The sequence below is a fragment of the Desulfoprunum benzoelyticum genome, from assembly GCF_014201505.1.
Lineage (GTDB): Bacteria > Desulfobacterota > Desulfobulbia > Desulfobulbales > Desulfocapsaceae > Desulfoprunum > Desulfoprunum benzoelyticum.
Window position 1 is genome coordinate 44,027 of the sequence record NZ_JACHEO010000005.1, and the last position, 24,675, is coordinate 68,701.

21 protein-coding genes, 1 tRNA gene and 1 pseudogene are annotated in these 24,675 nt (G+C 58.1%); 6 read left to right on the top strand and 17 right to left on the bottom strand.

The genetic code is table 11. The features are described 5' to 3' along the window. Positions 1-22: 22 nt before the first annotated feature. Together HNQ81_RS06295 and HNQ81_RS06300 are read right to left on the bottom strand one after the other, a co-directional pair. Positions 23-2,194, bottom strand: coding sequence for an adenosylcobalamin-dependent ribonucleoside-diphosphate reductase (locus HNQ81_RS06295; protein ID WP_183349448.1), 2,172 nt, complete (start codon positions 2,192-2,194; stop codon positions 23-25). 266 nt (positions 2,195-2,460) lie between these two features. After that, positions 2,461-2,769, bottom strand: a pseudogene (locus HNQ81_RS06300) (ion channel); the annotation flags it as partial. A gap of 549 nt (positions 2,770-3,318) precedes the next feature. On the opposite strand from HNQ81_RS06300, the gene HNQ81_RS06305 reads away from it, so the two are divergent. From HNQ81_RS06305 to HNQ81_RS06325, 5 genes are all read left to right on the top strand, one after another. Beyond that, positions 3,319-3,756 (top strand): NifB/NifX family molybdenum-iron cluster-binding protein, encoded by a 438-nt coding sequence (locus tag HNQ81_RS06305; protein ID WP_183349449.1) that lies wholly within the window; start codon positions 3,319-3,321, stop codon positions 3,754-3,756. Between the two features lie 109 nt (positions 3,757-3,865). Next, positions 3,866-4,042, top strand: coding sequence for a hypothetical protein (locus HNQ81_RS06310; RefSeq protein ID WP_183349450.1), 177 nt, complete (start codon positions 3,866-3,868; stop codon positions 4,040-4,042). A 32-nt stretch (positions 4,043-4,074) separates the two neighbouring features. Next, positions 4,075-5,127: an Mrp/NBP35 family ATP-binding protein gene (locus HNQ81_RS06315; RefSeq protein ID WP_183349451.1), complete on the top strand. Its 1,053-nt coding sequence runs from the start codon at positions 4,075-4,077 to the stop codon at positions 5,125-5,127. A 296-nt stretch (positions 5,128-5,423) separates the two neighbouring features. After that, positions 5,424-6,059 (top strand): class I SAM-dependent methyltransferase, encoded by a 636-nt coding sequence (locus HNQ81_RS06320; protein WP_183349452.1) that lies wholly within the window; start codon positions 5,424-5,426, stop codon positions 6,057-6,059. A gap of 341 nt (positions 6,060-6,400) precedes the next feature. Continuing rightward, positions 6,401-9,118 (top strand): PhnD/SsuA/transferrin family substrate-binding protein, encoded by a 2,718-nt coding sequence (locus HNQ81_RS06325; protein WP_183349453.1) that lies wholly within the window; start codon positions 6,401-6,403, stop codon positions 9,116-9,118. Positions 9,119-9,216: 98 nt separating this feature from the next. Here the strand turns inward: HNQ81_RS06325 and HNQ81_RS06330 are convergent, their stop codons facing one another. The 7 genes from HNQ81_RS06330 to creD all read right to left on the bottom strand — a co-directional run bounded on the left by HNQ81_RS06330 (position 9,217) and on the right by creD (position 15,324). After that, positions 9,217-9,729, bottom strand: coding sequence for a DUF1643 domain-containing protein (locus HNQ81_RS06330; protein ID WP_183349455.1), 513 nt, complete (start codon positions 9,727-9,729; stop codon positions 9,217-9,219). A gap of 162 nt (positions 9,730-9,891) precedes the next feature. Next, a complete protein-coding gene (locus tag HNQ81_RS06335) occupies positions 9,892-10,701 on the bottom strand; it encodes an alpha/beta hydrolase (protein ID WP_183349457.1) in 810 nt (269 codons plus the stop codon). Next, on the bottom strand, positions 10,698-11,348 hold the full coding sequence (locus HNQ81_RS06340; RefSeq protein WP_183349459.1) for a DUF2238 domain-containing protein: 651 nt from the start codon (positions 11,346-11,348) through the stop codon (positions 10,698-10,700). Before HNQ81_RS06340 ends, HNQ81_RS06335 begins: the two co-directional genes overlap by 4 nt. Before the next feature lie 15 nt (positions 11,349-11,363). Continuing rightward, positions 11,364-11,588 (bottom strand): hypothetical protein, encoded by a 225-nt coding sequence (locus HNQ81_RS06345; RefSeq protein WP_183349461.1) that lies wholly within the window; start codon positions 11,586-11,588, stop codon positions 11,364-11,366. Between the two features lie 21 nt (positions 11,589-11,609). Continuing rightward, positions 11,610-12,584, bottom strand: coding sequence for a biotin synthase BioB (gene bioB / locus HNQ81_RS06350; RefSeq protein WP_183349463.1), 975 nt, complete (start codon positions 12,582-12,584; stop codon positions 11,610-11,612). A 642-nt stretch (positions 12,585-13,226) separates the two neighbouring features. Next, a complete protein-coding gene (locus HNQ81_RS06355) occupies positions 13,227-13,787 on the bottom strand; it encodes a SanA/YdcF family protein (RefSeq protein WP_240191780.1) in 561 nt (186 codons plus the stop codon). A gap of 208 nt (positions 13,788-13,995) precedes the next feature. Continuing rightward, positions 13,996-15,324, bottom strand: coding sequence for a cell envelope integrity protein CreD (gene creD, locus HNQ81_RS06360; protein WP_221270835.1), 1,329 nt, complete (start codon positions 15,322-15,324; stop codon positions 13,996-13,998). Positions 15,325-16,082: 758 nt separating this feature from the next. Here creD and HNQ81_RS06365 point away from each other — a divergent pair. After that, positions 16,083-16,901: a DUF3786 domain-containing protein gene (locus HNQ81_RS06365; protein WP_183349467.1), complete on the top strand. Its 819-nt coding sequence runs from the start codon at positions 16,083-16,085 to the stop codon at positions 16,899-16,901. Between the two features lie 122 nt (positions 16,902-17,023). On the opposite strand, the gene HNQ81_RS06370 is transcribed toward HNQ81_RS06365, so the two are convergent. The 8 genes from HNQ81_RS06370 to HNQ81_RS06405 all read right to left on the bottom strand — a co-directional run bounded on the left by HNQ81_RS06370 (position 17,024) and on the right by HNQ81_RS06405 (position 24,653). After that, the gene (locus HNQ81_RS06370) at positions 17,024-17,536 is read right to left on the bottom strand and encodes a lipocalin family protein (RefSeq protein ID WP_183349469.1); all 513 of its coding nucleotides are present in this window, start codon (positions 17,534-17,536) and stop codon (positions 17,024-17,026) included. A gap of 96 nt (positions 17,537-17,632) precedes the next feature. Then, on the bottom strand, positions 17,633-18,199 hold the full coding sequence (locus HNQ81_RS06375; RefSeq protein ID WP_183349639.1) for a cysteine hydrolase family protein: 567 nt from the start codon (positions 18,197-18,199) through the stop codon (positions 17,633-17,635). A 115-nt stretch (positions 18,200-18,314) separates the two neighbouring features. Further along, positions 18,315-19,652 carry an iron-containing alcohol dehydrogenase gene (locus HNQ81_RS06380; RefSeq protein ID WP_183349471.1) on the bottom strand — a complete coding sequence of 446 codons (1,338 nt, stop codon included), beginning with the start codon at positions 19,650-19,652 and terminating at the stop codon, positions 18,315-18,317. Positions 19,653-19,711: 59 nt separating this feature from the next. Further along, positions 19,712-20,458 (bottom strand): SAM-dependent methyltransferase, encoded by a 747-nt coding sequence (locus tag HNQ81_RS06385; RefSeq protein ID WP_183349473.1) that lies wholly within the window; start codon positions 20,456-20,458, stop codon positions 19,712-19,714. Between the two features lie 124 nt (positions 20,459-20,582). Next, positions 20,583-21,659, bottom strand: coding sequence for a hypothetical protein (locus HNQ81_RS06390; protein ID WP_183349475.1), 1,077 nt, complete (start codon positions 21,657-21,659; stop codon positions 20,583-20,585). A 1,137-nt stretch (positions 21,660-22,796) separates the two neighbouring features. Further along, positions 22,797-22,873: transfer RNA gene (locus tag HNQ81_RS06395), tRNA-Arg, on the bottom strand. A 128-nt stretch (positions 22,874-23,001) separates the two neighbouring features. Further along, positions 23,002-23,322 carry an HNH endonuclease gene (locus HNQ81_RS06400; RefSeq protein WP_183349477.1) on the bottom strand — a complete coding sequence of 107 codons (321 nt, stop codon included), beginning with the start codon at positions 23,320-23,322 and terminating at the stop codon, positions 23,002-23,004. Then, positions 23,319-24,653 (bottom strand): bifunctional folylpolyglutamate synthase/dihydrofolate synthase, encoded by a 1,335-nt coding sequence (locus tag HNQ81_RS06405; RefSeq protein WP_183349479.1) that lies wholly within the window; start codon positions 24,651-24,653, stop codon positions 23,319-23,321. The genes HNQ81_RS06400 and HNQ81_RS06405 overlap by 4 nt, the downstream gene beginning before the upstream one ends. Positions 24,654-24,675: the final 22 nt, after the last annotated feature.

The following is a 24,675-nucleotide window of genomic DNA, read 5'->3' on the forward strand; positions in this document are numbered from 1 at the left end:
ATGCTGTCGATGATCTTGCCCTTTATGAACATTTGCTGTAGCCGCAGGAGCGGCAGGACTCGCACCCCTCCTCGAACACCAGCCGGCCGGAACACTCCGGGCAGATGCTGGAAAATCCCTGCTGGGTGCCGGCCAGAAATGATTTGAACAGTTTACTCAACTGCGCCGGCAGGTCAAGCATATGTCCGCTCGAACGGTCGAGTTGCTTGATGATTTCGTCCATCGGCACGTTGAAGCGCAGCGCCAGCGACACCAGGCGGCAGGTCGTGGTCCACATCGTCGACTTGTCCTTGAGATCGAAGCGGTTGTCGAAGGGGAACTTGGCAAAGACCTCCATCGGCTTCTCGTTCTCGTCGAAGCAGACGATGATATACACCGACTTCTGGTCCTGGTCCTTCAGCTTGTAGCGCTTGGCGTCGAGGATGTCGGGCAGGGTCTTCTTGACCGGGCCGCTGGTCGAAACGACCGCCGTCTCCTCCTTTTTCGCGCTGTCTTTGGTGTTGAGCACCTGCGAATCGCGGGAGCCGTCGCGATAGACGGTCAGCCCTTTGCAGCCCAGCCTGTAGCCGGTGATGTAGGACAGCTTGACGTCCTCGCGGGTCGCCGACTTCGGCAGGTTGATGGTCTTCGAGATCGAGCTGTCGACGCCGCTCTGCTGCAGGATCCCCTGCATCCGGATGTGGTCCTCGGGGCTGATATCCTGGGCGGTGCGGAAGACCTCCTGCCATTTTTCGGGGATCTCGGGATGGCCGATGACCGTGCCGCTGTCGGCGACCCGGCTCATCAGCTCCTCCGAATAGAAGCCCTCGGCGCGGGCGATCTGTTCGAAGTACTTGTTGACCAGGATCAGCCGGTCGCCGTCCATGACGTGCTTGACCATGACGATCGAGTAGTACGGCTCGCAGCCCGAGGCGCAATCGGCGATCATCGACACGGTGCCGGTCGGCTGGATCGAGGTCAGGGCCGCATTGCGTCGGGCCGGATAGTCGTTGACGGCCGGATCGTAGGCCGGGAAGGGGCCTTTGTCGGCCGCCAGTTCCATCGAGCGCTCTTCGGCCGTATTCCTGATAAACTTCATCACCGTCGCCGCCAGCTGCCGCCCCGGCTCGCCGGCGTAGGGAATGCCGAGCTGGATCAGCATGTCGTGCATCCCCATGATGCCGAGGCCGATCTTGCGGGTCTTCAGCGTCATCTCCTCGATCTCGGGGATCGGGAAGCGGTTGCAGTCGATGACGTTGTCGAGGAAATGGGTGGCGATCCGGGTGACATGCTTCAGCCGCGTGTAGTCAACCTCTCCCCCGCGGACGAAATTGGCGAGATTGATCGAGCCGAGATTGCAGCTCTCATAGGGCAGCAGCCACTGCTCGCCGCAGGGATTGGTGGCCTCGAACTCGCCCAGCTGCGGCGTCATGTTGGCGCGGTTGGCGGCGTCGATGAACAGGACCCCCGGTTCGCCGTTATGCCAGGCGAGATCGACGATCTTCTCGAACACGGCGCGGGCGCTCAAAACCGCCGTGACCTCTCTGGTCGACGGTTCGATCAGTTCATAGTCGTCTCCCTCTTCCACCGCCTGCATGAAGGCATCGGTGATGGCGACGCTGAAATTGAAGTTGTTGAAGCGGCTCTGATCTTCCTTGGCGGCGATGAAATCCATGATGTCGGGGTGATCGACCCGCAGGACCCCCATGTTGGCGCCGCGGCGCTTGCCGCCCTGCTTGATCGTCTCGGTGGCGGCATCGAAGACGGCGGCAAAGGACAGCGGCCCCGAGGCGACGCCCTGGGTCGAACGGACGGAGGCGTTCTTCGAGCGCAGGCGGGAAAAGGAGTAGCCGGTGCCGCCGCCGGTCTTGTGGACCAGGGCGCCGTTGCGGATAGCGGAGAAAATACCGTCCATCGAGTCTTCGATCGGCAGGACGAAACAGGCCGACAACTGGCCGAGATCGGTGCCGGCATTCATCAGGCAGGGGGAATTGGGCAGAAAATCCATGTGATAGATGAGGTTGAAAAAGGAATCGCGCAGCAGCCCGACCTGCTCGGGTTCCCGGTCGACCGCCGCCACGGCCCCCGCCACCCGGCGGCACAGCGTCTCCCAGGTTTCGGTGGGGTTGCCTTCGGCATCTTTCAAATAGTACCGTCTGGCCAGTACCGTCTCAGCGGTACTGGTCAACACCTGTTTCGTCAAATCCGGCGCCATCTCCCACCCTCCTCAAGGTGTCGAAAATTTGCAGTGGTATGATTTTCTGTCCGTGCCCCACGGCGTTGAAATTTACGCAATAGATGACAGGTCAAACCGACCGGCACAGTCTGCGTAAAGCGGCAATCGAGTCAGTTTATACACCACATTTATTGGCCGCTCAAGTCTTATCTACAATATGTTGTACCTGTGGAAATAAACCGAAAAACAACGGGATGGCGTTCCGCAACCAATTTCTGACGGTCCGGGAAGGATAATTGCCGGGGTCAGGATGTCCCCTTGCCCCGGTAACGTACAATCGTCATCCCCACCAGCCGGGAAACCACCACGGCGATATAGGCGACACCGGCGAACTGTTCGAGCATCACCAGCACCCGCGCCGGCGGGGTGAGCGGGACGATATCGCCGAGGCCGGTGGCCGACAGGTTGTTGAAGCTCAGGGACAGCAATTCGAGGAAGGTATGGGGTCGACCGGCGGCAGGATCGCCGCCGAAGCTGGCCGGGATCCACATCTGGCAGGCCAGAAACGCGTAGGCGAATCCCCAGGCGAGGAGGGTGAAGGTGGCGCCGGCGGCGGGCGAGACTCCGCCGGTTCAGCGAAAAAGTTTCAGTGGTCATAGCGGCTGCACCCCCCTGAGTCCTGTGTCCATAACAGGCTCATCTTTGCGGTATTCATGCCATCCCTTCATGCTTTCGTCACAGCGACAGGCATCCATCCCCTTCCTTCTCCGCCGGGAGTTGGCGCTGCCGGAGATTGGCCGGGCCGGCGCCCGGACGAAACCGAGGCGGCTGATACTTTTCTGCCGCATCAGGGTTTGGACCCGATCCAATCTTACATCCACAGCCCGGCGGAGGACAAGCGCCACCCGTCTGTGACACATTGTGACACTTGATTTCACGGTGGCGAAGAAATATTATAAACATATGTTCATTTGAACGACCTCGACACGGAGGAGGACTCCAATGAAAGAGGTTTTTTTGAAATTACGTTTGCAAGGCCTCCAAAGGAACAGACGATTCCGGTGGAGGCCTTTAATTTTTTCGGCGAAGCGCAGGAAACCCACAGGTCAATGGCCAGGGGAACGTGCCCGGATCGGGCAGACAATACCACAGTAGAGGACGATATGAGACTATGCATAAGCGCCAGCGGCAAAGACATGGATTCCAGGGTGGACACCGCCTTTGGCAGGGCTCCCTATTTTCAGATCATTGATACCGAGAGCATGGCACGCGAGGTGCTTGAGAACCCGGCTGCCGCCGGCAACCAGGGAGCAGGTATCGCCGCGGCCCAGGTCATGGCGGACAAGGAAGTGCAGGCCATAGTGACCGGTATTGTCGGCCCCAATGCCTCCAAGGCCCTGCAGGCCTGCAATATCAAGGTCTTTGAAGGGGCATCCGCCGCCGATACCGTGCAGGAGGCGCTGGCCAGGTTTCAGCGCAGTGAATTCAAGGAGGACTCCGCTGCAGCTGCCGGGCAGGAATGCCGCCCCGGCATGGGGCAGGGCATGGGACGGGGCCGGGGACAGGGAATGGGCAGAGGAACGGGGCGATGCCGCCGGTAAGTCGACAGATACACCAGGGCGTCGCCAAGCAGGCAATGAGAACACTGCATCCTGAATTGCTCAAGGCCCTTCACGGCAGGGTGAACGGCTGCTCGCAAACGGACTCGATGTGCTGATCTCCCACCAAGACCAGGCCGGCACAGGGCCGCAGTTTGTGCTGGGAAACAGCAATGCGGAAATTCTTCTCGCGAAGGAACGCGACGCCGACGACGTCCTGTCCATGGTGCAGGCCAAGGCGAAAGAATATGCCGGCAGGAATGCGGGACAAATGGAGTCAACCAGCTGAAAACAGCAGTGACGGGGGCAAAGGAGACAAAGATGATGACGGAAAAGGAAATTGGCGCGGCATTGCGGGCAATCATCCATCCCAGCCTGAAGAAACCGCTGATCGACCTGGGGATGATCCGCGACATCGCGGTCCGGGGGACGGAAGTCACCCTGACCCTGGCGTTGAAATCGGACCATGGTCCCCTGAAGGAAAAATTTGTCCGGGATATTGAACAAACCGCAGGGGCATTGGCCGATGTCTCGGTGGTGAAGGTGAATGTCATTACCCTGAGCGAGGAAGAGCTGCAGCGGCTGTTCCCCAGGGTGCCGCTCAAGGGGATCGAAAAGGTCCGCCATATCGTCGCGGTGGCGAGCGGCAAGGGCGGGGTGGGCAAGACCACGGTTGCCGTCAACCTGGCCCTGGCTTTTTCGCGCAACGGGCTGCGTACGGGACTGCTCGACGCCGACGTCTATGGCCCCAGTGTCCCCCTGATGCTGGCCCTGCCCGAATCCCTCGAAGAAGAAGCGGGAATGATCCTGCCCAGGGAAAAATTCGGTCTGCGTGTCGTCTCGCTGGGCATGACGGCCGGCGAGACCGACGCGTTTATCTGGCGCGGCCCCCTGGTTTCGAAGATGATCCGTCACCTGCTGGAGCGGGTGCAGTGGGGCGAGCTCGATTATCTGGTCATCGACCTGCCGCCGGGGACCGGGGATCCCTCCATCACCGTGGCGCAGGCCATTCCCCAGGCCTCGATCCTGATGGTCACCACCCCGCAGGAAGTGTCCCTGATCGATGTGCGGCGGTCGGTCACCCTGTTTCAGAAACACCGCCTGCGCATCGCCGGTCTGGTGGAAAACATGTCGTACTTCCGCTGCGGTCATTCGTCGCAGCCGATAGAGATTTTCGGCCATGGCGGCGGCGAGAAACTGAGCCGGGAAACCGGCCTGCCGCTGCTGGGCGCGATCCCCTTCGATCTTGAGCTCGGGCGCGGCGGCGACAACGGCGTGCCGCTCCTGGTGTCGGCGCCTGATTCCGAGACCAGCCGGGTTTTTCTGCAGGTGGCACGTGAACTGGACAAACAGAACGAGGCGGCGAGTCGATGAGCGATCGATTTGTTCATTTTCCCGGCAGAGGCAAGCACGCGCGACCATCACCGGTCGCCAGTCACGGTTGCCGGCGATCCGCGACTGTCCCGTGCCCCGCCGACAACGGCCACCAACCCCAAAAAAGGAAGATGACATGCTGGAATTCGGGACTCCATTTTCAGGACTGGCCGGGGCAGGAAGCTCACCCATGAAGACATCGAGTTCTGCGGCGGCCCGGGCTCTATGCCTCTCACCACATCGTTGCCGGGAGACAACCGTCGGATGGTCGAGGCGCTGCGGGAGGGTGCTACGGCATGCCTAGGATCGCGCCCTTCGAGGCGCATCATCAGCGCTACGAGGCCTGGTTCGAAAAGCACCAGGCCGCCTACATCTCGGAACTGCTCGCCCTGCGGCCATTCGTTCCCTGGCTGGGGCGGGGCATCGAGATCGGCGTCGGCAGCGGCCGTTTCGCCGCGCCTCTGGGTGTGCAGGTGGGGGTGGACCCCTCCCCGGCCATGCTGGTCCGCGCCGCCAGGCGTGGCATCAAGGTCGTGGAGGGTACGGCCGAAGCCCTGCCCTTCGCGGACGCCAGCTTCGACCACGCCCTGGTGGTGACCACCATCTGCTTCGTCGATTCCCCGTCGACGATGCTGGCCGAGGTGCACCGGATCCTCAGGCCGGGCGGGCGTCTGGTGCTCGGCTTCATCGACCGGGAGAGCCCCCTGGGCCAGGAGTATCTGGCACATCAGGCGGAAAACGTGTTTTACCGTGACGCCACGTTCCATTCCACTGTCGAGGTGGAGCGGCTCCTGTCGAACTCAGGGTTTTCAATCCACGCCCGGGTCCAGACTCTCGCCCACTCTCTGGCCGAGACACGGGCGATCGAGCCGCTGCGGCCAGGACATGGCCACGGCGCGTTCGTGGTCATCGCAGCGACGAGCGGCAGGTAGCGTATCGCGACTTTTCAGCACGATGGGGAAAATTTTCCGACCTCATCGCCCCCTCTCCGTCCACTAACGCTGCCCTGCCAGCCGGTGCGCCGGTCTGCTCCTCCATCGGCCGACGGGCGGCACGGTATGGAAACCGTGGGTTTCCAGGCCACGGTGGGGGCAAATGTTCGCCGTCGCCTCCGGAGGAGTTGAAAGGAGATGTGCGCCCGGGTAATCTTGCAACAGGCCTGCCGGGCCTGCATCTCCGGCCGCCTGATCGCCGAAGAGATGTCGGCGGCAGCAGATGGCCGGACGTTTTTTCGACGGAGGCGCCAGTGCTTTATCCGCAACGAACATCGAACATGATATCGGGAATATACCGCGTTCTCCTGGCCTTGCTGCTGTTGCTGCCCGTTTTCCTGGCGGCCGGCGACGCCCGGTCCCAGGCCGCCCGTGACGTCCGGATCGGCCTGCTGGCGAAACGGGGCTCGGAGATCGACGTCCAACTGTGGACCGCGACCGCCGACTATCTCACCGCCCGCTTGCCCGGCCACCGTTTCCACCTCGTCCCCCTCGATTTCACCGAGATCCACGATGCCGCCCGGGAAGCGAAGATCGATTTCGTCCTCGCCAATTCCGCGTTTTACGTGGAACTGGAAAAACTGTACGGGGTCAACCGGATCGCCACCCTGATCAACCGCAATCTGCCGGGGCAGCAGACCACCACCTTCGGCGGCGTCGTCTTCGCCCGGGCCGACCGCCATGACATCAAGGGAATCAAGGACCTGCGCAACCGCCGGTTCATGGCGGTCGAACCGCGCTCCTTCGGCGGCTGGCTGGTCTGCTGGCGGGAGTTGAAGCGTCTCGGCATCGATCCCCTCCGCTTCTTCGCCTCACTGGAGTACGGCAACACCCATGACGCCGTGGTTCAGGCCGTGCAGAGCGGTACGGTCGACGCGGGGACGGTCCGCACCGACACCCTGGAGCGCATGGCCGAGGCCGGCAGCATCCAGCTCGACGAATTCCGGATTCTCAACGAGCGGCAGGTCGCCGGCTTCCCCTTCAAACTCAGCACCGCCCTGTATCCGGAATGGCCCATGGCGGCGATCAGGACCACCCCCGCCGAGCTGACCCGCCGGGTCGCCTCGGCCCTTTTGGCCATGGATAGCGACGATCCCGCCGCCAGGGCCAGCAACAGCGCCGGATGGGCCGCACCGCTGAACTACCAGCCGGTGCACGACTGTCTGCTCGACCTGCGCATCGGCCCCTATGCCGATTTCGGCCAGTTCACCCTCAACGACGTCCTCCGCCGCTATTGGCGGCAGCTCGCGGTCATGCTGCTCCTCGTCACCGTCGTTCTCCTGACCTCGCTCTACATACTCCGCCTCAACCGGCGGCTGCGGCAAAAGAACAGAGAGGTGGACGAACTCAACGCCACGCTGGAGGACAAGGTCGTCGAGCGGACCAGCCGGGTCAACACCCTGCTTGACCAGGAACTGTATCTTCGCGAGATCATGGAGACGATCGCCGAGGTCAACGGTCTGCTGATTTCGGCCACCGACCTGGAAACCCTGCTGCCCGCGGCATGCCAGGCGATGAGCGAACACAGCCATTACGGCTACTGCTGGATCGGCCTGCTCCACGATGGCCTGGTCGACACGGTTTTCAGCACCGACGCCCCCCTCCGGCTGCCGGGCGAGCCGCCCTTCAACCCCTTCGATCCCACCGGTCTCTTCGCCGCGTCAGCCGAGGGCCGCTGCATCACGACGAACCGGACCGTGGTCATGGTCAGGGAAGAGGGGGAGGGTGATGCCACCCCCGGCCCCGATCCGGCCACGACCGGCAGGTTTCGGGCGGTCGTCGCCCTGCCGCTGCGTGCCGACCGCCACTCCGCTCCGCTGGGGGCGCTCTGCGTCTATACCATGCGCCGGGAAGGATTCGAGCCGGAGGAGATCGCCATGCTCGAGGAACTGGCCGGCAACATCGGTTTTGCCGTCAACTCCTTCCGCCAGAAGGAACAGGTGGCCGGCCTGGAACGGGCGCGGATCGAGAATTACCAGCAGACCATCAGATCCTTTGCCGACATGATCGACCAGCGCGACACCTATACCGCCGGGCACACGCTGCGGGTCGCCCGGTACAGCCGGCTGCTTGCCCTGCAGATGGGACTTGCCGAGGAGCAGATCGATCTGCTGCAGCAGGCGGCGATCCTCCATGACATCGGCAAGATCGCCACCCCTGATTCGGTGCTGCTCAAGCCGGGCAAACTCTCGGCCCTCGATTACGACCTGATCAAAAATCATGCCTCCGCCGGCCACGTCATGCTGGCGGGCATTCCCATGTACCGGGAGCTGGCCGAGATCATCCGCCATCATCACGAGCGCCATGACGGCATGGGCTACCCGGATCACCTGGGGGGCAAGGACATCCCCCTGCTGGCGCGGATCATCGTCGTTGCCGACTCCTTCGACGCCATGACCACCAACCGGATCTACAAGCCGCGCAAGACGGTTGACGAGGCCCTGCGGGAGCTGAACACCCTCGGCGGCAGCCAATTCGACCCGGACGTTGTCGCCGCCGGGCTGATCGCGCTGCGCAATGTGGAGATCCCCGAATCCATCAACCAACTTCCCAGAAACCAGATGGAACAACGCAGATTTTTGTACTTTTTCAGCGACAAGCTCACGGGCCTTTACAACGAGGACTACCTCCAGATCATGCTGCGCAACAACCAGGTACTGCGGGAATTTCACTGCCTGCACAGCCTCCATGTCAACAATCTGGAGCAGTACAATCTGCGCCTGGGCTGGGAGCAGGGCAACCTGCTGATGCAGAAAATCGCCACCGAGCTGCAGGCCCTCTTCCCCGGAGCGCTGCTGTTCCGGGCCTATGGCCGTGATTTCGTGATCATCACCGCCCGCCACGTCCACCTCGCCGCCGATTCGCTCCACTTGGCCAGCCTCGATGGAACGGAGGTGACGCTGGAGGCAAACCACACCGACCTGCTCGAGGACACGACCTACGCCATCGACAAACTGGAGCATCTTGAAATCACCAGTGAAGCTGACAAGCGCCGATAAGCTCCCGGGACGGGTTGCACCATATTTTCCCTGGCCGGAAAAAGCAGTCGCGGGTATCCGAGACTGCGGCAGCAACGAACCGCTTCCGGCAGGTCTGGTCAGACGACACGGGTGGCGACATAACCGGTGTAACTCGCCCGTGAGGGATGAGATTTCCCCTGCAGCAGCAGTTTGTCGCTCTGCTCTGCGAGGAGACGGTCAACCACCTGTTTCCTGGAGGCAAAGGCGTTGCTCTTGCCCCAGGCGATGAGAATGATATCGGCTTCGGCAATCGCCCGGGCGAGGTGGCGATCGTTGTCGGGACCGATATCCGTCTCCGCCCCGACGAACCCTCTGGTCTGGATCAAGGCGAACTGATTCACGATTATCAGCCTGCCCACCCCGGCAAACTGGGGGACCCCCTTCATGAATACCAATTTTTCAAGAAACTGGACGGAGCGGTCGGCGATATCGGCGTCGGCGACACTGGGATTCTGCAGGATCGCGCACACGGTCAGCGGATGGCCGCCGCCAGGTGCATTGCGCGTGACCTCGAGCCGGTAGCGGTACCTTCGACAGGGTGAAAAAGCGGCCGCCACCTGGACACCATCGATATGCCGGTAAATTCCCATCGCATCCTCCACTCTGTGATCGGCCCCCGGTCCGCCATTCCCCCGGTCATCCCGAACCCGACCGCCCACCCGTTGCCGGAACATCGCCGCGAGGAGGCCCTCCGGAAGGGAGCCCGGCTGACCGTCATTGACAACCGGAGACCATGGCCGAAGCTGGACCGCTCATTCCCCGGTGGTCAAAAACTCCAGGACCTCATCCCACCACCCGGCACCCGGATGGTTGGGCCAATCGTTGTGACCGGCCTCGGCAAAGGTCCACAGCCGCTTGGGCTGGGCAAGCGAGCGGTACAGCGCCTTCGTCAATCGGTTCGGGATGATCTCATCCCGCCCGGCCATGACCACCGCCACCGGCCCGGTATAACTCGCCAGGTTGGCCGCATTGTCGTAGCGGTCGTGCAGCAGCAGCCTGACCGGCAGCCAGGGGTAGTGGACCCTGGCCTCGTTGGCCAGCGAGTCCCACGGGGTGATCAGGACCACGCCCTGCGGGCGGAGATCGGCATCGGCGGCCAGGGCGGAGGCGACGCCACATCCCAGCGACTCGCCCCAGACGTACAACGGCCCGCCGAATTCCTGTCGCGCCCGCTGCGCCGCCCGGCGGGCATCGGCGACGAAACTCCCCTCGCTCAACTCGCCCGGCCGGCCGCCATATCCCGGATACTCGAGCACCACCACCCGGTAGCCCCGTCGCTCCAGGGCGGCGATATAGTACCCGCGGTCGACCGCCGCCCCGGCGTTGCCGTGGCAGACGACGATCGTGCCCTTGAAGGCGGCCGGTCCATCGCGGCTGATAATGCCGTAGTAGTCGACGTCATCGGTGGGCCACAGCAGCCGGTCGCCGGCCGCGGCAGAGCGCCGCACCTCGGCCAGCGAATACGATCCGGGGTAATAGAGCAGAGAGCGCTGGATATTGCCGCGACAGAGCACGACAACAATGAGTATGAGGACGGCGACGACGACGGCAACCTTGATCATGACGGATGTCCCCCTTCCCGGGAAGATTCGACAGCGAGCCGCCGCAGTTGCCGATCGTGCAGCCATCCGAGGCAGACGAGCGCCGATATCGCCCCCAGCAGGGCGAAAAACATGTCGGACTGGGTATCCCAGGGGTCGCCCTGGGTGCCGAGGAACTCGTCCGCCCCCTGCCCGAGAACGAGCGCCGCCCCCCACTCGATCAGCTCATAGGTGGCGCTGATGGCGAGAGCGACGCATATCACCAGAAAGGCCAGCATCGACCGACCCCGGACATACCCCCCGCGGAGCAGAATTTCCCGAGCCGCGAGGGCCGGGACGAATCCTTGCACAAAGTGGCCGATCTTGTCGTACGGATTGCGGTCCAGCCCCAGCAGCTCCTGGATCTGGAAGCCGAGCGGCACCCGGGCATAGGTGTAGGCGCCGCCGAGCGTCAGCACCATGGCGTGGACGAAGATGCAGAGGTACAGCAGCGAGGTGAGCGGGAAGCGCCGGTAGGTCAGCAACAGAACCGGCAAGGCGATGATGACCGGCACGACCTCCATGACCCACGTGGCCCGGTCATAGGGAGACCACCCGGAGGCGACCAGCAGGCCGACGGTGGCGGCAACGGCCATCAACAGCAATGGAGAGCGAAGCGAAGGGGACATCGGTTCAACCTGCACTCAAAGTGTATAATCCCGGATTATGTTCAACGATTTCAACTGGTAAATCGCTACCTTTTCCCCTAAATGTCGGGGTCGGGCATTGGATGCCTTGACATCGAAGACCCAAAAAAGTTTTGAAAGCAGTTCCCATATTCTTGTCTTCAGGTCGTTGGAGGCGCTGACCTCACGGGCGTTGTCGCCGTTCAGCTCGATCCTCTTGCACCTGCCGATAGAGACCAGCATCGGTGCATTTCCTGTGCATCGCTACCTGAGCGCCTCTCCCTCTATGGAATAGCCCAGAGAGGTTATCATCCTGATGTCGTCCTCCACCTGGCTGCCGCTTGTCGTCAGCATATCGCCCGTTATCACCGCATTGGCGCCGGAGGTGAAGCAGCGCCTGCCGTTGTCGGCCAGGAGTGCCCTCCCCCCTGCCAGTCGCAGGACACATGCGGGATGAATGAATCTGGTCATGGCGATGGTCCTCAACACCTCTTCCTCGCTGAGCTTTTCCTTGGTCGCGAAGGGCGTGCCGGGAATCGGGTTCAGGATATTGATCGGCATGGAGACCACATTCAACTCGCGAGCGGCAAAGGCGAGATCAATTCTGTCTTCGAAAGTTTCACCCAGTCCGATAATTCCTCCTGAGCAGATTTCAAAACCATACCGTTGAGCGGTCAATATCGTTTCAACCTTCTGCCGAAACGTATGTGTCGTGCATATTTTGGGGAAAAAGTTTTCCGATGCCTCCAGATTGTTATGTATTCGTGTAACCCCTGCGTCTTTCAGTTGAACTAATTGATCTTCCGTCGATAAACCGATCGATACGCAGATCCCCAATGCTGTTGTTGCTTTTATTTGGCGGACGGCATGACAGATACGGTCGATTTCGTTATCCGACAATCTTTTCCCGGATGTAACGATGGAGAATCTTCTCACTCCCCTGGCATGGCAATAAATCGCCGTTTGAATCAGGACATCGTTGTCGACCAGCTCGTAATACGTGGTGTTCGTCGCATACCTGCGCGACTGGGCACAAAATTTACAGTCTTCGGAACACACGCCGCTTTTGGCGTTCACTATGGAACAGATATCGAATCTGTCCTTGTTGAAATGCCGCCTGATCCTATCGGCGCCACTGCAGATTACATCCAGAGGGGCGGTAATCAGTGGCAGTATTTCATTTTTGTTCAAGAGCTCGTTCGCTTGTATTCTCTCGACGAACTCGGATACATTCACCATATACTCACCTGACATTTTCTTAGACCGTCGCATCGACGGGATCGTGCTGTGGGTAGCATCTCCGGGACCAGTTCCATCGCCAGCTCCACCGCAACGATTGATCGTTCAAACAAACTATTTCACGCACCCACTTTCAACCTCAGGCCATCTTTATAGATGCAATATGCGATATATGCAACACGATCCCCATGCAAGCGCCAGGCCATCGGCTCCGGCAACATCAATCCCGGCTTCGGGATTGAAGCACTGATCTCTGCCATGCCGGGGCCCATCCGACGGACCGACACCCGGCGCAATACCGGGCTCGGCACCCGGCGGGTAAAAGCCGGTCCTCCGAGTCATCCTCCGTTGCGATGAAACCGTCAAGGCTCGCGGCTGCGTAGTACTACATCGACAGCAATGGAGAGCGAAGCGAGGGCATCGTATCTTCCTGCAATCAATTTAAATCAAGGTAGGATTCAGGTCTGCTCACCCTGCCGTTTCGCCTGCCGGGAGAATTCTCCACGGAAGAGGACAAGATTTTCAACCCTCGCCCAGGATGACAGGAAACAAGCTCCCCTTCAATATTGTCAACCAGAAACTAATAGTTTTACAATTGACTGAAATCGGCGTGAATTCCCGGCATGGAGGCAGCCTTCCGCCTCAAATTACGATCTTGTCGCCTAAATGACGTGGACGGGTATTGAAAATCTTGACATCGAGGACACAGAAAAGCTTTGAAACCAGTTCCCTAACTCGGGTCTTCAAGCCATTGTGGACGTTGACATCTTCGGCGTTGAAGCCATTCAGCCTGATACCTTTGTGTCTGCCGATAAAGACCGCTCGATTGTTGTGGAATTGTTGCGACACGACGATGCCGGCGGTCTGGCCGAAAATTTCCTTGAACCTGATGATCGAATCCAGGGTTCGTCTGCCGGCGTAATCACAGACAATAACCTCTGCCGGCACCCCCAGGAGGATGAGATCGCTTTTCATGTCCCGGGGCTCGTTATACCCCATTGTCCGGTTGTCGCCCGAGACAATGATTTTCTTGCATTTATTAGCCTGATACAGCTGCACTGCGGCCAGGATCCGATTTTTGTAATACTGGTTTTCCCGGCCATTTTTCAATTTTTTCGAGGTCCCCAGAACGATTGCTGAATAGACCGGCGCAATCTCATCGACAGTGTCGTAGGTGAATCGGCTGTAGGTGTTGACCATCATATTCGCTCCTATGACACTCGCCATCAGAATCAGAAAGATTAAACCAGAAACGCTTTTAAATACATAGACTTTCTTCATGATCCCTTTACAAGATGAAATGCCGCTGGCCGTATTGCCGCGAACCATGACCAGGTTTATTCCCGGGGCAGCATGAAACGAAGCGTCATACCGCCCGCAACCACATGTCAATACTTTGACTACCAGGCTATCAATTGGTTTCTATTGCATACCAATCAATTTTTCTGGTGATGTACATTACACTGCTGAGAATAACAAAAAGCCCCACACTTCCCATGATCAGCGCATAATCTTCGAGTTGCAGCACAATGAACAAATACAAGTACATAATTGCAAGTATTCCTGAAACAGTATATGCAAATCTTTTATTTCTTAATATCCCATACGCGTATCCTGTAATCATGATGGTGATAGATAGAGCGGAAACTATATATGCATGATTGAATTTTATATATTCCGACAACGAAATCAACAAAGTGTAAAACACTAATATTGCCAGACCGATCAAAATGTACTGGATAGGATGCAACTTACGCTTTTTGATTATTTCTGAAATGAAAAAAGCTGCGAACGTAAAGATGATAAACATACTTGCATATTTCAATATTCTCGTCGTCTTTTGATACACATCAGTCGTTAATATCAGCTTAAGGCCAAATGCTGACGGCTCAATTTTATATTGGTTATCAACCCAGTATTGGGGGTAATTTCTGTTCAGGTGCAACACCTTCCAACTCGCTGTAAAACCATGATTGTTTACCGCTCTTGATGTCGGAAGAAACGCGCCGTTAAAACTCGGAGAAGGCCAAGGAGAACGAAGCGTTACATTGCTGGATTCACCGACCGGGATAAAATTCAGCTGTTCGCTGCCGTTTATGTTGATTTTAAATGAAAAAGTATTGCTCCCTTCAGGACGCAATGAACGTACCAAGGTACCGACTCCAGATGAGGCCAAATCTGTCGTTGTCAGTCCCGGGTTGCAGTTATAAACTGATCCGTTGAATTTTATCTCTATTCTTTCCTGAATTCCTCGAAGATCACTAATCCCAATCGAAAAAAAAGCCTTATCCCACAGTATGTTTTTGTCTTCTATATTTAATTGAGATAATTCTGGAATTTTTAACTTTCCATGAATATCGAGATTGACATTATACATTACTGCCTCGTATAAGCTTCGGTATCGTATCTCTGGCCTTATCTTTCCTGAAATACTCAGCTCTTCGGGCAGAATATGCAGGTAATGCAAGTCGTATTTTGTTTTATCCTTATAATCTTTATAGAAATTTTTATACGGAATGGTGATGAATGGACCTGTAATTGTCTGACTGTTTCCCCATTTACTGCTGATCTCATCGACAACAGAATTTTTTCGATGTTCTCTTTCATTTATCAGTGATCTTATCATCGAGGTCGGTATCAGCAGCACCAAGACCAGGATACCAATAGAAAATATTTTAAACGTTGCTGAATTTCTGATATAATTTGATGTTTTTTTAATTGTTTCCTGTGTATTGATCATTTTCTTCTGGTCGTTTGAGTGAGGTAACATTGGCAATCACCAAGGCGCGCCACAGCACAGATTTCCGAAAAATCAGGTTGAAGCACGTCCGATACATTGCGTTGATGTCAGACATTTTTGTCTTTAACTGATCAGAAAAATTGGATTGAAACTGCTGCACCGCTTCCGCCAATCAGCTCAAGATCCCCTTTCCAATACCGGGGCTCTGCCTTTTTCCGGCAATGTGACGACTTGTGTGAGGCGCATACTTCTGACTGCAGCTGCCACCGGCGCCGACATGCGACTACCAAACAGTCTTTTGGCACCCACCGACACCAGAATACCAGCAGAGACTTTCATTCTGCTGACATCGTGGTGGCTGGCACGTCTTTCTTTTGCTGAGACAGGTACAGTTTTCCATACCATAGACGATAGGAGGAGGATCGTAGGCGGCAGCACCGGGGGATGAAGTTTTCGGCGCAAACTATGAAAGGGCGAAAAGGTTGTGGTGTGATCTCAGAGCAGGCAGAGCTGTTTGTTCTTTCTCCAAAGGGAAAAGATTGGTAAGAATTATCGCATTGGCCGCCGAATCACAGGCGTCCGAACCGGCGGCCGGTTCGTGAGGGGCGCAGCTCTTCGATCACCGCCGGATCGAGATCGCCTCGATGCCCTGCCGCTGGGACGATGACTTCGGCAGATCGGATCCGACTGCCCCTCTCAGGATGCGGGTCGCACTCGTGCCTGCCCGATCAATCAACGCTTTGAAAACGGAGAGAGCCATGGCGCTTTCAGTGGTCGACCTGTACCGCGATGTTCTGCCCAAAACCAATTGCCGGGACTGCGGCTTTCCGACCTGCCTGGCCTTCGCCTCCAAGGTCGTGTCGGAAAAACACCCTCTCCGGGACTGTCCCCATCTCGCCGCCGACCTCCTGGCACGCTGCGAGTCCGAACTGGCCGAGCAGTACAGCCAGGGCAAGTGGCTGAAGCGGGACCTGGCCGAGGACGCCCTGCAGTGGGCCAGGAGCCGAGCCGCCTCGCTGGCGGTCGAGGACCTGCCGGCGCGGATCGGCGGGGAATTGACGCAAATCGGCAGCGACACCGTCCTCCGGTTGCCCTACTTCAAGCAGTATCTCCACATCCTCGGCACGACCATCACCGGAGCCGACGGCAGCGAATTGACCAGGTACGAGCAGGTGTTCATCCTCAACCACCTTGCCCAGGGCGGCAGTCGCCCGCCGACCGGGAAATGGAAGGGCTTTGTCGAGTTTCCGAACACCGTCTCCAAAATGGTCAGCATGAAGAGCGCGGTCGAAGAGCCTCTGATCGCACGATTTTCCGGCCGGACCGATGAACTGCGCCGGCGCGCCCTGGATCTCGGGGCCCAGCCGCTGCCGGCGTCCGCAGGCTCGGCCGATGTCGCCGTCGTCTTCACGCCGCTGCCGCGGGTTCCGGTGGCCCTGCTGTTCTGGGATGCCGCCCCCGGCGATGACGTCGAGGCCCAGGCAAAACTGATGTTCGATGAGACGGTGCTCGAACACCTCGACATCGAATCGATCGTTTTTCTCAGCGAACGGCTGCGGCAGCTGCTCTGCGATTGATCGGCGTTGATTACGGGATCTGATACCAGATCCTTCGTCACAGGGATTTCCTGCGCCAGGCAGCAGCCAACCGAATGGAAGCTGCCATCCTGACGCATGGAGTTGAAGATACAGCCGGGCGATCAGTGATGATCGACGAATATCAATTTATCGGTGTCGAAATTCAAGGCGGCGGCCTTCGCGATCAGGATGTCCCTCAACTCCTGGTCCATCTGCGGACTTCGCGCCAGAAGCCACAAATACGATGTATTCGGTCCACATACCAGAGAATACTGATAATTCTGATGATCAAGGTCGAAGATGACATAGGAACCGTAAAACGGACCGAAGAACGATACCTTCAGGTAACCTTGATCCGGTCGGCCGACAAAATAGGCCTTGCCCTGAGCTTCTTTCCAGGCCTTTTTCTTCTCGGAGTACCCTCTGTTGACTACCCGTACACCCCCGTCATCCTGCAGACTGTACTCGGCGCTTACCTGGGTCAGTCCGCGTTCAAAGGAATGATCGAGTCTGGCGATCTCGTACCATGTGCCCAAATATTTGTTAACGTTGAAACCATCGACCGGTTGCACATTCGCAGGGATTTTTACACATCCGGTCAGCAGCCCCAACACCACAAGCAATATCTTTTTCATCTCTGTTTTCTACCTGTATAACGATGCGATAAACCGGAATGCCGGGTCTCGGGGCATCCAGCGTGGGTACGGCGTACCTTTCGCCTCCGGCGACGGCTACTCCGCCGGCATCCTATCCATTTCATACATTATTTCATTCGATGGGAGCACCTTGCCGTACACCCCGTTCAGAGCGGCAAGAAAGGCGGTATGGACGTCCTGGGCGGCAACGATACGGTCGCCAAGCTGCAGACTGCGCGTGGCACAGGCATCCGACGCGATAAGGCAATCGTAGCCATAGTCGCAAGCTGCCCGCACGGTGGCGTCGACACACATATGGGTCATCATGCCGGCGACGATCAACCGCTGAATGTTTGCTGCCTGCAGTTGCTGCAGCAAGCCGGTTTCCCGAAAGCTGTTGGGGTACTGTTTCTGAACGATCTTTTCATCGCCAACCGGCTTGACGCTCCGATGAATTTCAGCTCCCGCAGTGTTGGGCAGAAAGAAGGTGGCGCCTGCTTGTCTGGCAAGATGTTGAATATGGAATATCGGCAACTGCCTGGTCCGGAAATATTCCAAAAGTTTCGCCGCGTTGATGGCAGCCTGGTCACTGCCTTCCAGCTCCATTCTGCCGTCTTGAAAATAGTCGTTTTGAATGTCAATGAGAATGAGACCGAGAGACATATGTGCTCCTTGGTTTATGGTGGACACCGTTGTGACACCCCGAGTACTGCTCTGGACTATACCCTATCGTTGTTCCTTTCGCGTCGCCGGAACAGGGGCGCTGTTAATTGCCGCGCTACATCAGCCACTCATCGATGATCTCATCGATGGCGGCAGGCAGCAACCCTGCGGCAAGGCCGAGACTGAGAGAAGTGAAACGTTCGCGGATCGAGGCGGCATTGCACACGGCGTGGAAAAAATCTTCCCGTGTCGATCCGATATCCTCCAGCCGATGCGCACCACCGGCCGACGCGAGACAGCGCTTGAACACCGCCGGGGAGCGCAGGCATGGCCTCAGGTTCGCCCTCAGTTCATCCCATGCCCCAGGCCGGCGAAGGATCGCGACGGCCGCGGCCATACGGGTTGCGGCGAGATCATGCTGCTCGCGTACACGGGCGGCAAGAGGGCCCCAGTAGGCGGCATCGAAGTGGAGGGCCGCCCTGGTGAAATCGGGTGTCTCCAGACGGAGAAGCCTGTCGTACAGGGCAGCGGCGAAGATCGTCGCGACCCCGACCTGGCGCCCGTGCAGATCATGGCCACGTCCCGTGATATAGGCCTGCATGTCCAGCGTATGACTGATCAGGTGCTCGCCGCCTGAGGCCGGGAGCGAGGAGCCCTGCAGGGTCATGGCGCAGCCGGAAAGCACGAGCGCTTCCAGGAGCCCCCGAAGAGTTGCGGGATCCTTTGCCTTGATGCCCGCGGGATGATCGAGATAGGTCGGTTCCACCTCAGTGATGATGGCCGCCACCTCTTCGGAGTAGGGCTCGGCAAAGAGCTGGTGGTTCATGACCCAGTCGGAGGTGCTGACAGGTTTGGCCAAGACATCGCCCAATCCGGCCGTGGTGAGCCGGCTGGGCGCCGAGGCGATGACGGCCGGGTCGGCAGCGATGACAATCGGGGCCTTGGCCCTGAACAGACTCTTGATGCCGTTGATCGCGGGGGCGACGTTGGCGGCCGCAAACCCGTTCATCGAGGCCGCCGTAGCGAACACGGCATAGGGCTTGCGGGCCTCGGCGGCCAGCCATTTGACGAGATCGTTGATCACCCCGCTGCCGACGGCCAGGTAGGCATCGACGGTCGGCAGCGCGGAACGGAGCCGGCTCATGGTGACATCGTCGCATACCGGCGGCGATCCGTCAGGACCGTCGGGGATCAGATATTCCAGTACCGTCCAGCCCGAGGCTTGCAGGGCGTCGAGACAGGTCTCCCCGGCAACGGCCCGTGTGCGTTGGTCGAAGAACACCAGGACCGACGACATATGGGAGTGAGTCCTGAAATCCTCGGCGAGATGGGACGCGGCATCATGCCCGTACAGGAACGCGCGTGGAAGCTCCGAAATTCTCGCCACGGCAGGCCCGCGCAGGCGCATTTTCATATACTCGGGGAGATTCATGGGGCAGAGTGGTCTGTTCACCTGTGATCCTTGTCAAAGAGTTTGCGTTGCCAACGCCACATTCCGCCGCGCCGACCTATTCACCGCCCCATCAGCGCGAACACGCCCCAGCCCAGGTATTCACGCGTGTACGCGGCGTAGCGCGCGGGTTCCGCGGTCAGCTGGGCTCGCACCTCTTTGGCGAACTCGTCGTCGGGATTGGCGTCAAGCCAGCGGCGCATGGTGAGCCACTTGGCCGCCTCATATCTGTCCCAGCTGTCCTGGTCGGCCACAACCATTTCCACGACGTCGTAGCCGAGGCGGCCGAAAAACACGAGAAGTTCCGGAAGCAGGAGAAAGTCGGAGATCGAACCGGCAAGACATCCCCTAGCCACATCCTCCGTCGGCGGCAACTGCCGCCAGTAGGGCTCGCCGATGAGGATGATCCCTCCGGGGCGCAGGCTCCGCGCCAGCAGCTCGATGGTGCCGGCGAATCCCCCGCCGATCCAGGTAGCGCCGACACAGGCGGCCACATCGACCTTTTCGTCGGCGACGTAGCCGGCGGCATCGCCATGGATGAACGTGACGTGATGATTGACGCCGAGTTCTTCAGCCCGGAGTTTCGCCTGCTCGGTGAACAACCGGCTCATGTCGATGCCGATGCCGCTGACGCCGTGATCGCGGGCCCAGGTGCACAGCATCTCCCCCGAACCGCTGCCGAGGTCGAGCACCCGGACACCCGGTTCCAGACGCAGCGCCGCGCCGAGAGTAACGAGCTTTTCGGGGGTGAACGGGTTGTGGATGCGGTGAGCACTTTCGGTGATGTTGAATATCCGTGGGATGTCCATCGTGGGAAATTTCCTTAGGGGTGTGAAGAGGTTCGGTCAGGGCGTAACGCGAAAGCCCACCGGACCAGCGCTGTTTGCGGGGTCCGAGTGTAGGCAGTTATGAAATTTTTTTTCTTTTAGTTGGTTACCAGTCATTAGTCCAATCGTATCGCTCATAATCAATATTGAGCAGATGTTCTTTTAGTTCTCTTTGTATCGAAATCTCAAGGTGATTGAAAATTCCTCGCAACTCATCATCAATTGCCTCTTGATTATAACCTAATTCTTCAGCCTTTCTATACCATTCGAGACCAGACCCAACATTACCTGTCTGAATGTTAACTGCACCAAGTAACGTACAAGGATGAAAACTTTTTGGATTCAATAAGTGCGCTTGTTCACCAAGACTCAGTGCTTCAGCCCATTCCATTAAATCCCTTTTTGCTCCACCATAGGTTGTGTATATCGCAGATTTTAGTCTCTTGTCTTTTATTCGAGATACGTCGATTGAGCTTAACAAAGAAACGGCCTTATTTGCACTGTTGCATTTTCTAAAATGCTTACTTGCATTAACCGCAGACCAAGGGTTTTTGTCATTTTCGAATTCGATAGCATAGAATTTAGCTTCATTTTTATGATACCTTTCTCTCAGTTCTATTGTAAAATATGTCCGATAGTTATTATTGCCGTTTTTCCAAAGCCAAATAAAATCTTCTTCAGGCAAACGTACACCTTTGTCCACCGTACGAAGAATATCCATTAATTTTGGATAATCATCCTTATCTATAAATAGAGAAAGGTTATATTTATCCCTAAGTTCAAATTGCTTAGCTTTTGCTTTGTTTTTAGGGCTTTTATCGAAAGATCGCTTTTCTGCTGCAATTCGTTCTTGCGTGACCTTCATTCTGGCTTGAAGAGCTTCTCTTTGTAGATTTTGTTCAGATTGTTCTTTGAGAAACCTTTCTTTTGCATCCCTCTTTCGTGCAGATTGCTCTGGTTCTGCAGATTTCAAAAACTCAGCGAAGTTGGTTTCATTTTTTGTATATCTGAGTAGCGCGTAAAGCGCATTTTTGAATAAAAAATCATGGGCGTAGTTAGAAATAGATCTACCGTTCTCCAATTCCTTGAGTATATTTGACAGACGACTCCCAGGGATCAAAGCACCAGCTAGATCTTCAACATGGTATTTGATTGCTATGTCTTTATATATATCTGAATGCATTTGTTATTTTTGGTAGTACGTTCATAACGTTTAATATACGGCGTTAGCTTTTTGGGGAAGAAAGTGCGAGACCGCTTCCGTCTCATCCCCCGCTCTCGCTACTCCGCGCCGTCGCAAATTTACACATCCTTCCGCAAAGTTTCTGCCTAGTACTTCCCATGTAATAGAAATATCAGAATTTTCACTTAACATAGACCAGAACCTGACAATTGACAAGCGAGAATGGTTAGGGGCCGTTACGAAATAACCATTACATCTTCACCCATTTCGTTACGGCCCCTTATGCCGGTATCGAGACTCCACCGTTACGGTTATTTTATACAACGGCTTAGGAATTGACGTTCGCCTTTCTGGACAAATGCCGCTATTATGTTGAGTCAACCTCACTGGGCCAATTTTGTTTGGCGCCAAGCGATCGATCCACATGTTGAAAGGGTAAGGCAAACAGTCAACGCGTCGCCATCTCCCAAACAATCGAATGGAGATCCAACGGTCCACTTCTGACATGACATCCTGCTGTGCTCCTTGTCTTCTTGCCGGGACCGCCTTGTAATCTTACCAGTAAGATAACAAACCGGAACAGGAGAACGCCATTTCAGATGTCACCACTTCCAGAATGTCTTCAAAGGGCGAGGTCGTCATCCCGGAATCTGTCAGGGATAGATTGAAATTCAAACCCGACGCATAATTCATCGTTGTTGCTGAGGGTGACGTTGTCATTTTCAAGGTGATCACCCCTCCTCCATTCAACGAATTTGAGGATTTGATCGCCGAGGCAAGAAGACATGGGAGGAAAGCAGGCCTGAAGCAATCCGATATCACTGCGGCAACTGCAAAAGTACGGGGCCGTAAGTGAAGATCGTTATCGACACCAACGTCTTTATCTCAGGGATCTTCTTCGCAGGCCCTCGGAATCGGATTCTGCAAGCGTGGCAGGCCGGTTTCTTGCCTGTGGGGCCAGGATCATTGTCAGTGGCGATAAGCACTTGTTGGGAATATCGGGATACCGAGGGATGAAGGTTCTGAAACCTCGTGCCTTCGTCGATCGGATGCTCGCCTGACAGGTTGGGTGACGAAAAGGCCGGGCGCACAAATAGAAACAGCCGCTTGGACATATATCCAAGCGGCTGCTATCGTTGGTGGACGAGGCGGGATTCGGACCCGCGACCTTCGGCTTCGGAGGCCGACACTCTATCCAGCTGAGCTACCCGTCCCTGTGGTCGTTCGAGGTAGAGGATGCTGTGGGCATACCCTCTGAAAACGAGGCCCATAGTACCACAAAAAACGGTGTTGGCAATACAATTATCGTCGCCGCTGCCGGCCGGAACCAGGCCGGCGGCCGTCAATCGTGGTGCGACGGCGGGGGTTTGGGGCCGTGGAGCAGGTATTCCTCCCATTCGAGGGGCAGCATGACCTTCTTGCGGTTGTTGCAGTCCTTGCACGCCGGCACCAGGTTGGCCTTGGTGCTCCGCCCACCCCGGGCCAGCGGCACGAGGTGGTCCATGGTCAGTTCGGTCGGCGTGAACCGGCCGCCGCAATAGTGGCAGACCCCGCGGGCGATCTTGTGCTGCCACCACCGCGTCCGCCGCAGCTCACGCGCCTTGGCCTTCTCCCGGCGCAGATCCGCCTCGTCGACCCCGTCGAAGCCGAAATAATCGCTCATCCGTCGACAACCTCGCCGCGCAGGATCTTGCGCACCTCGCCGAGCAGATAGAGCGAGCCGGCGACGACGATGCAGTCCTCCGGACCCGAGACCGCCCCGGCCCGGGCGAGGGCGGCCCGGATGTCGGCGACGCAGTCGGCCTTGGCCTGCCCGTCCGGCGGCAGGCAGGCCAGCAGCCGCTCCGGCGTGGCGGCCCGTTCCCCGGGGGCGCTGGTCAGGATCAGCCGGTGAACGACCGGAGAGATCGCGGCGAGGGCGGTGGTGAGGTCCTTGTCGCCCATCGCCCCCCAGACACAGACCAGGCGCCGGTCACCGAATTCGGCGACCAGGGCCTCGACCAGGCGCTGCACCCCGTCGGGGTTGTGGGCCCCGTCGAGCAGGTACCAGCGCTGGTCCGGGCCGGCGTCGCCGAGTTCCCCCGGCTCCGACACGATATCGGCCTGAAAATACTCCATTCGCCCCGGCCACGAGACCGCCGCCACCCCGGCGGCGATCGCCGCCGGCTCGAGCGGATAGCCGAATTGCCCGAGCAGCAGCGCCGCGGCGATCGCGACCGAGCTGTTCTGCCGCTGGTAGCCGCCCCGCAGGGCACAACGCAGGCCGCCGATCGTGCGCTGCAGCGGCGGGATCAGCCCGTTCCAGGTCCAGCGGCCGTCGGGGTCGTCGCGGTAGTCGAAATCCCGCCCGAGCACGTAGAGGGCCGCCCCCCGCTCCCGGCAGGTCCGCTCGACCACCGCCGCCGCCTCCGGCACTGTGGCGCTGGAGATCACCGGCACCCCGGCCTTGATGATGCCGGCCTTCTCCCCCGCCACCTCGGTCAGATTGGCGCCGAGGTAGGCCTCGTGGTCCATACTGATGCTGGTGATGATCGCGACCATCGGCGTCACTACGTTGGTGGCGTCGAGCCGGCCGCCCATCCCGGTCTCGAGGACGACGACGTCGACCTGTCTCTCGGCGAACCACAGCAGGGCCAGGGCGGTGCAGAACTCGAAGAAGGTGATCTGCTCCGGCCCGAGGACCTTCCGAATCCGCGTCGCCAGGCGGGCGAAGGTCTCGCGGTCGATATAGCGGTCGCCCAGCCGGAACCGCTCGCGCACGTCGCTCAGATGCGGCGAGGTGTAGAGCCCGGCCCGGTAGCCGGCGCGGCCGAGGATCGCAACGAGGTTGGCGCTGACCGAGCCCTTGCCGTTGGTCCCGGCGACATGGACGCAGCGCAGGCCCCGCTCCGGACTGCCGACCTGGTCGAGAAACCTCCGCATCGCCTCGAGTCCGAGTTTGATCTTGTGCATCTGCAGACTATAGAGATAGTCAACGGCTTCCTGGTAGTCCATATCGGTTTCGGGGGTTGAGGGA

Excerpts from the sequence above, each read along its gene's own strand:
- HNQ81_RS06295 (WP_183349448.1), bottom strand. The coding sequence starts at position 2,194 with ATGGCGCCGGATTTGACGAAACAGGTGTTGACCAGTACCGCTGAGACG.
- HNQ81_RS06305 (WP_183349449.1), top strand. The coding sequence starts at position 3,319 with ATGAGACTATGCATAAGCGCCAGCGGCAAAGACATGGATTCCAGGGTG.
- HNQ81_RS06315 (WP_183349451.1), top strand. The coding sequence starts at position 4,075 with ATGATGACGGAAAAGGAAATTGGCGCGGCATTGCGGGCAATCATCCAT.
- HNQ81_RS06320 (WP_183349452.1), top strand. The coding sequence starts at position 5,424 with ATGCCTAGGATCGCGCCCTTCGAGGCGCATCATCAGCGCTACGAGGCC.
- HNQ81_RS06325 (WP_183349453.1), top strand. The coding sequence starts at position 6,401 with ATGATATCGGGAATATACCGCGTTCTCCTGGCCTTGCTGCTGTTGCTG.
- HNQ81_RS06330 (WP_183349455.1), bottom strand. The coding sequence starts at position 9,729 with ATGGGAATTTACCGGCATATCGATGGTGTCCAGGTGGCGGCCGCTTTT.
- HNQ81_RS06335 (WP_183349457.1), bottom strand. The coding sequence starts at position 10,701 with ATGATCAAGGTTGCCGTCGTCGTCGCCGTCCTCATACTCATTGTTGTC.
- HNQ81_RS06340 (WP_183349459.1), bottom strand. The coding sequence starts at position 11,348 with ATGTCCCCTTCGCTTCGCTCTCCATTGCTGTTGATGGCCGTTGCCGCC.
- HNQ81_RS06345 (WP_183349461.1), bottom strand. The coding sequence starts at position 11,588 with ATGCTGGTCTCTATCGGCAGGTGCAAGAGGATCGAGCTGAACGGCGAC.
- bioB (WP_183349463.1), bottom strand. The coding sequence starts at position 12,584 with ATGGTGAATGTATCCGAGTTCGTCGAGAGAATACAAGCGAACGAGCTC.
- HNQ81_RS06355 (WP_240191780.1), bottom strand. The coding sequence starts at position 13,787 with ATGATGGTCAACACCTACAGCCGATTCACCTACGACACTGTCGATGAG.
- creD (WP_221270835.1), bottom strand. The coding sequence starts at position 15,324 with ATGATCAATACACAGGAAACAATTAAAAAAACATCAAATTATATCAGA.
- HNQ81_RS06365 (WP_183349467.1), top strand. The coding sequence starts at position 16,083 with ATGGCGCTTTCAGTGGTCGACCTGTACCGCGATGTTCTGCCCAAAACC.
- HNQ81_RS06370 (WP_183349469.1), bottom strand. The coding sequence starts at position 17,536 with ATGAAAAAGATATTGCTTGTGGTGTTGGGGCTGCTGACCGGATGTGTA.
- HNQ81_RS06375 (WP_183349639.1), bottom strand. The coding sequence starts at position 18,199 with ATGTCTCTCGGTCTCATTCTCATTGACATTCAAAACGACTATTTTCAA.
- HNQ81_RS06385 (WP_183349473.1), bottom strand. The coding sequence starts at position 20,458 with ATGGACATCCCACGGATATTCAACATCACCGAAAGTGCTCACCGCATC.
- HNQ81_RS06390 (WP_183349475.1), bottom strand. The coding sequence starts at position 21,659 with ATGCATTCAGATATATATAAAGACATAGCAATCAAATACCATGTTGAA.
- HNQ81_RS06400 (WP_183349477.1), bottom strand. The coding sequence starts at position 23,322 with ATGAGCGATTATTTCGGCTTCGACGGGGTCGACGAGGCGGATCTGCGC.
- HNQ81_RS06405 (WP_183349479.1), bottom strand. The coding sequence starts at position 24,653 with ATGGACTACCAGGAAGCCGTTGACTATCTCTATAGTCTGCAGATGCAC.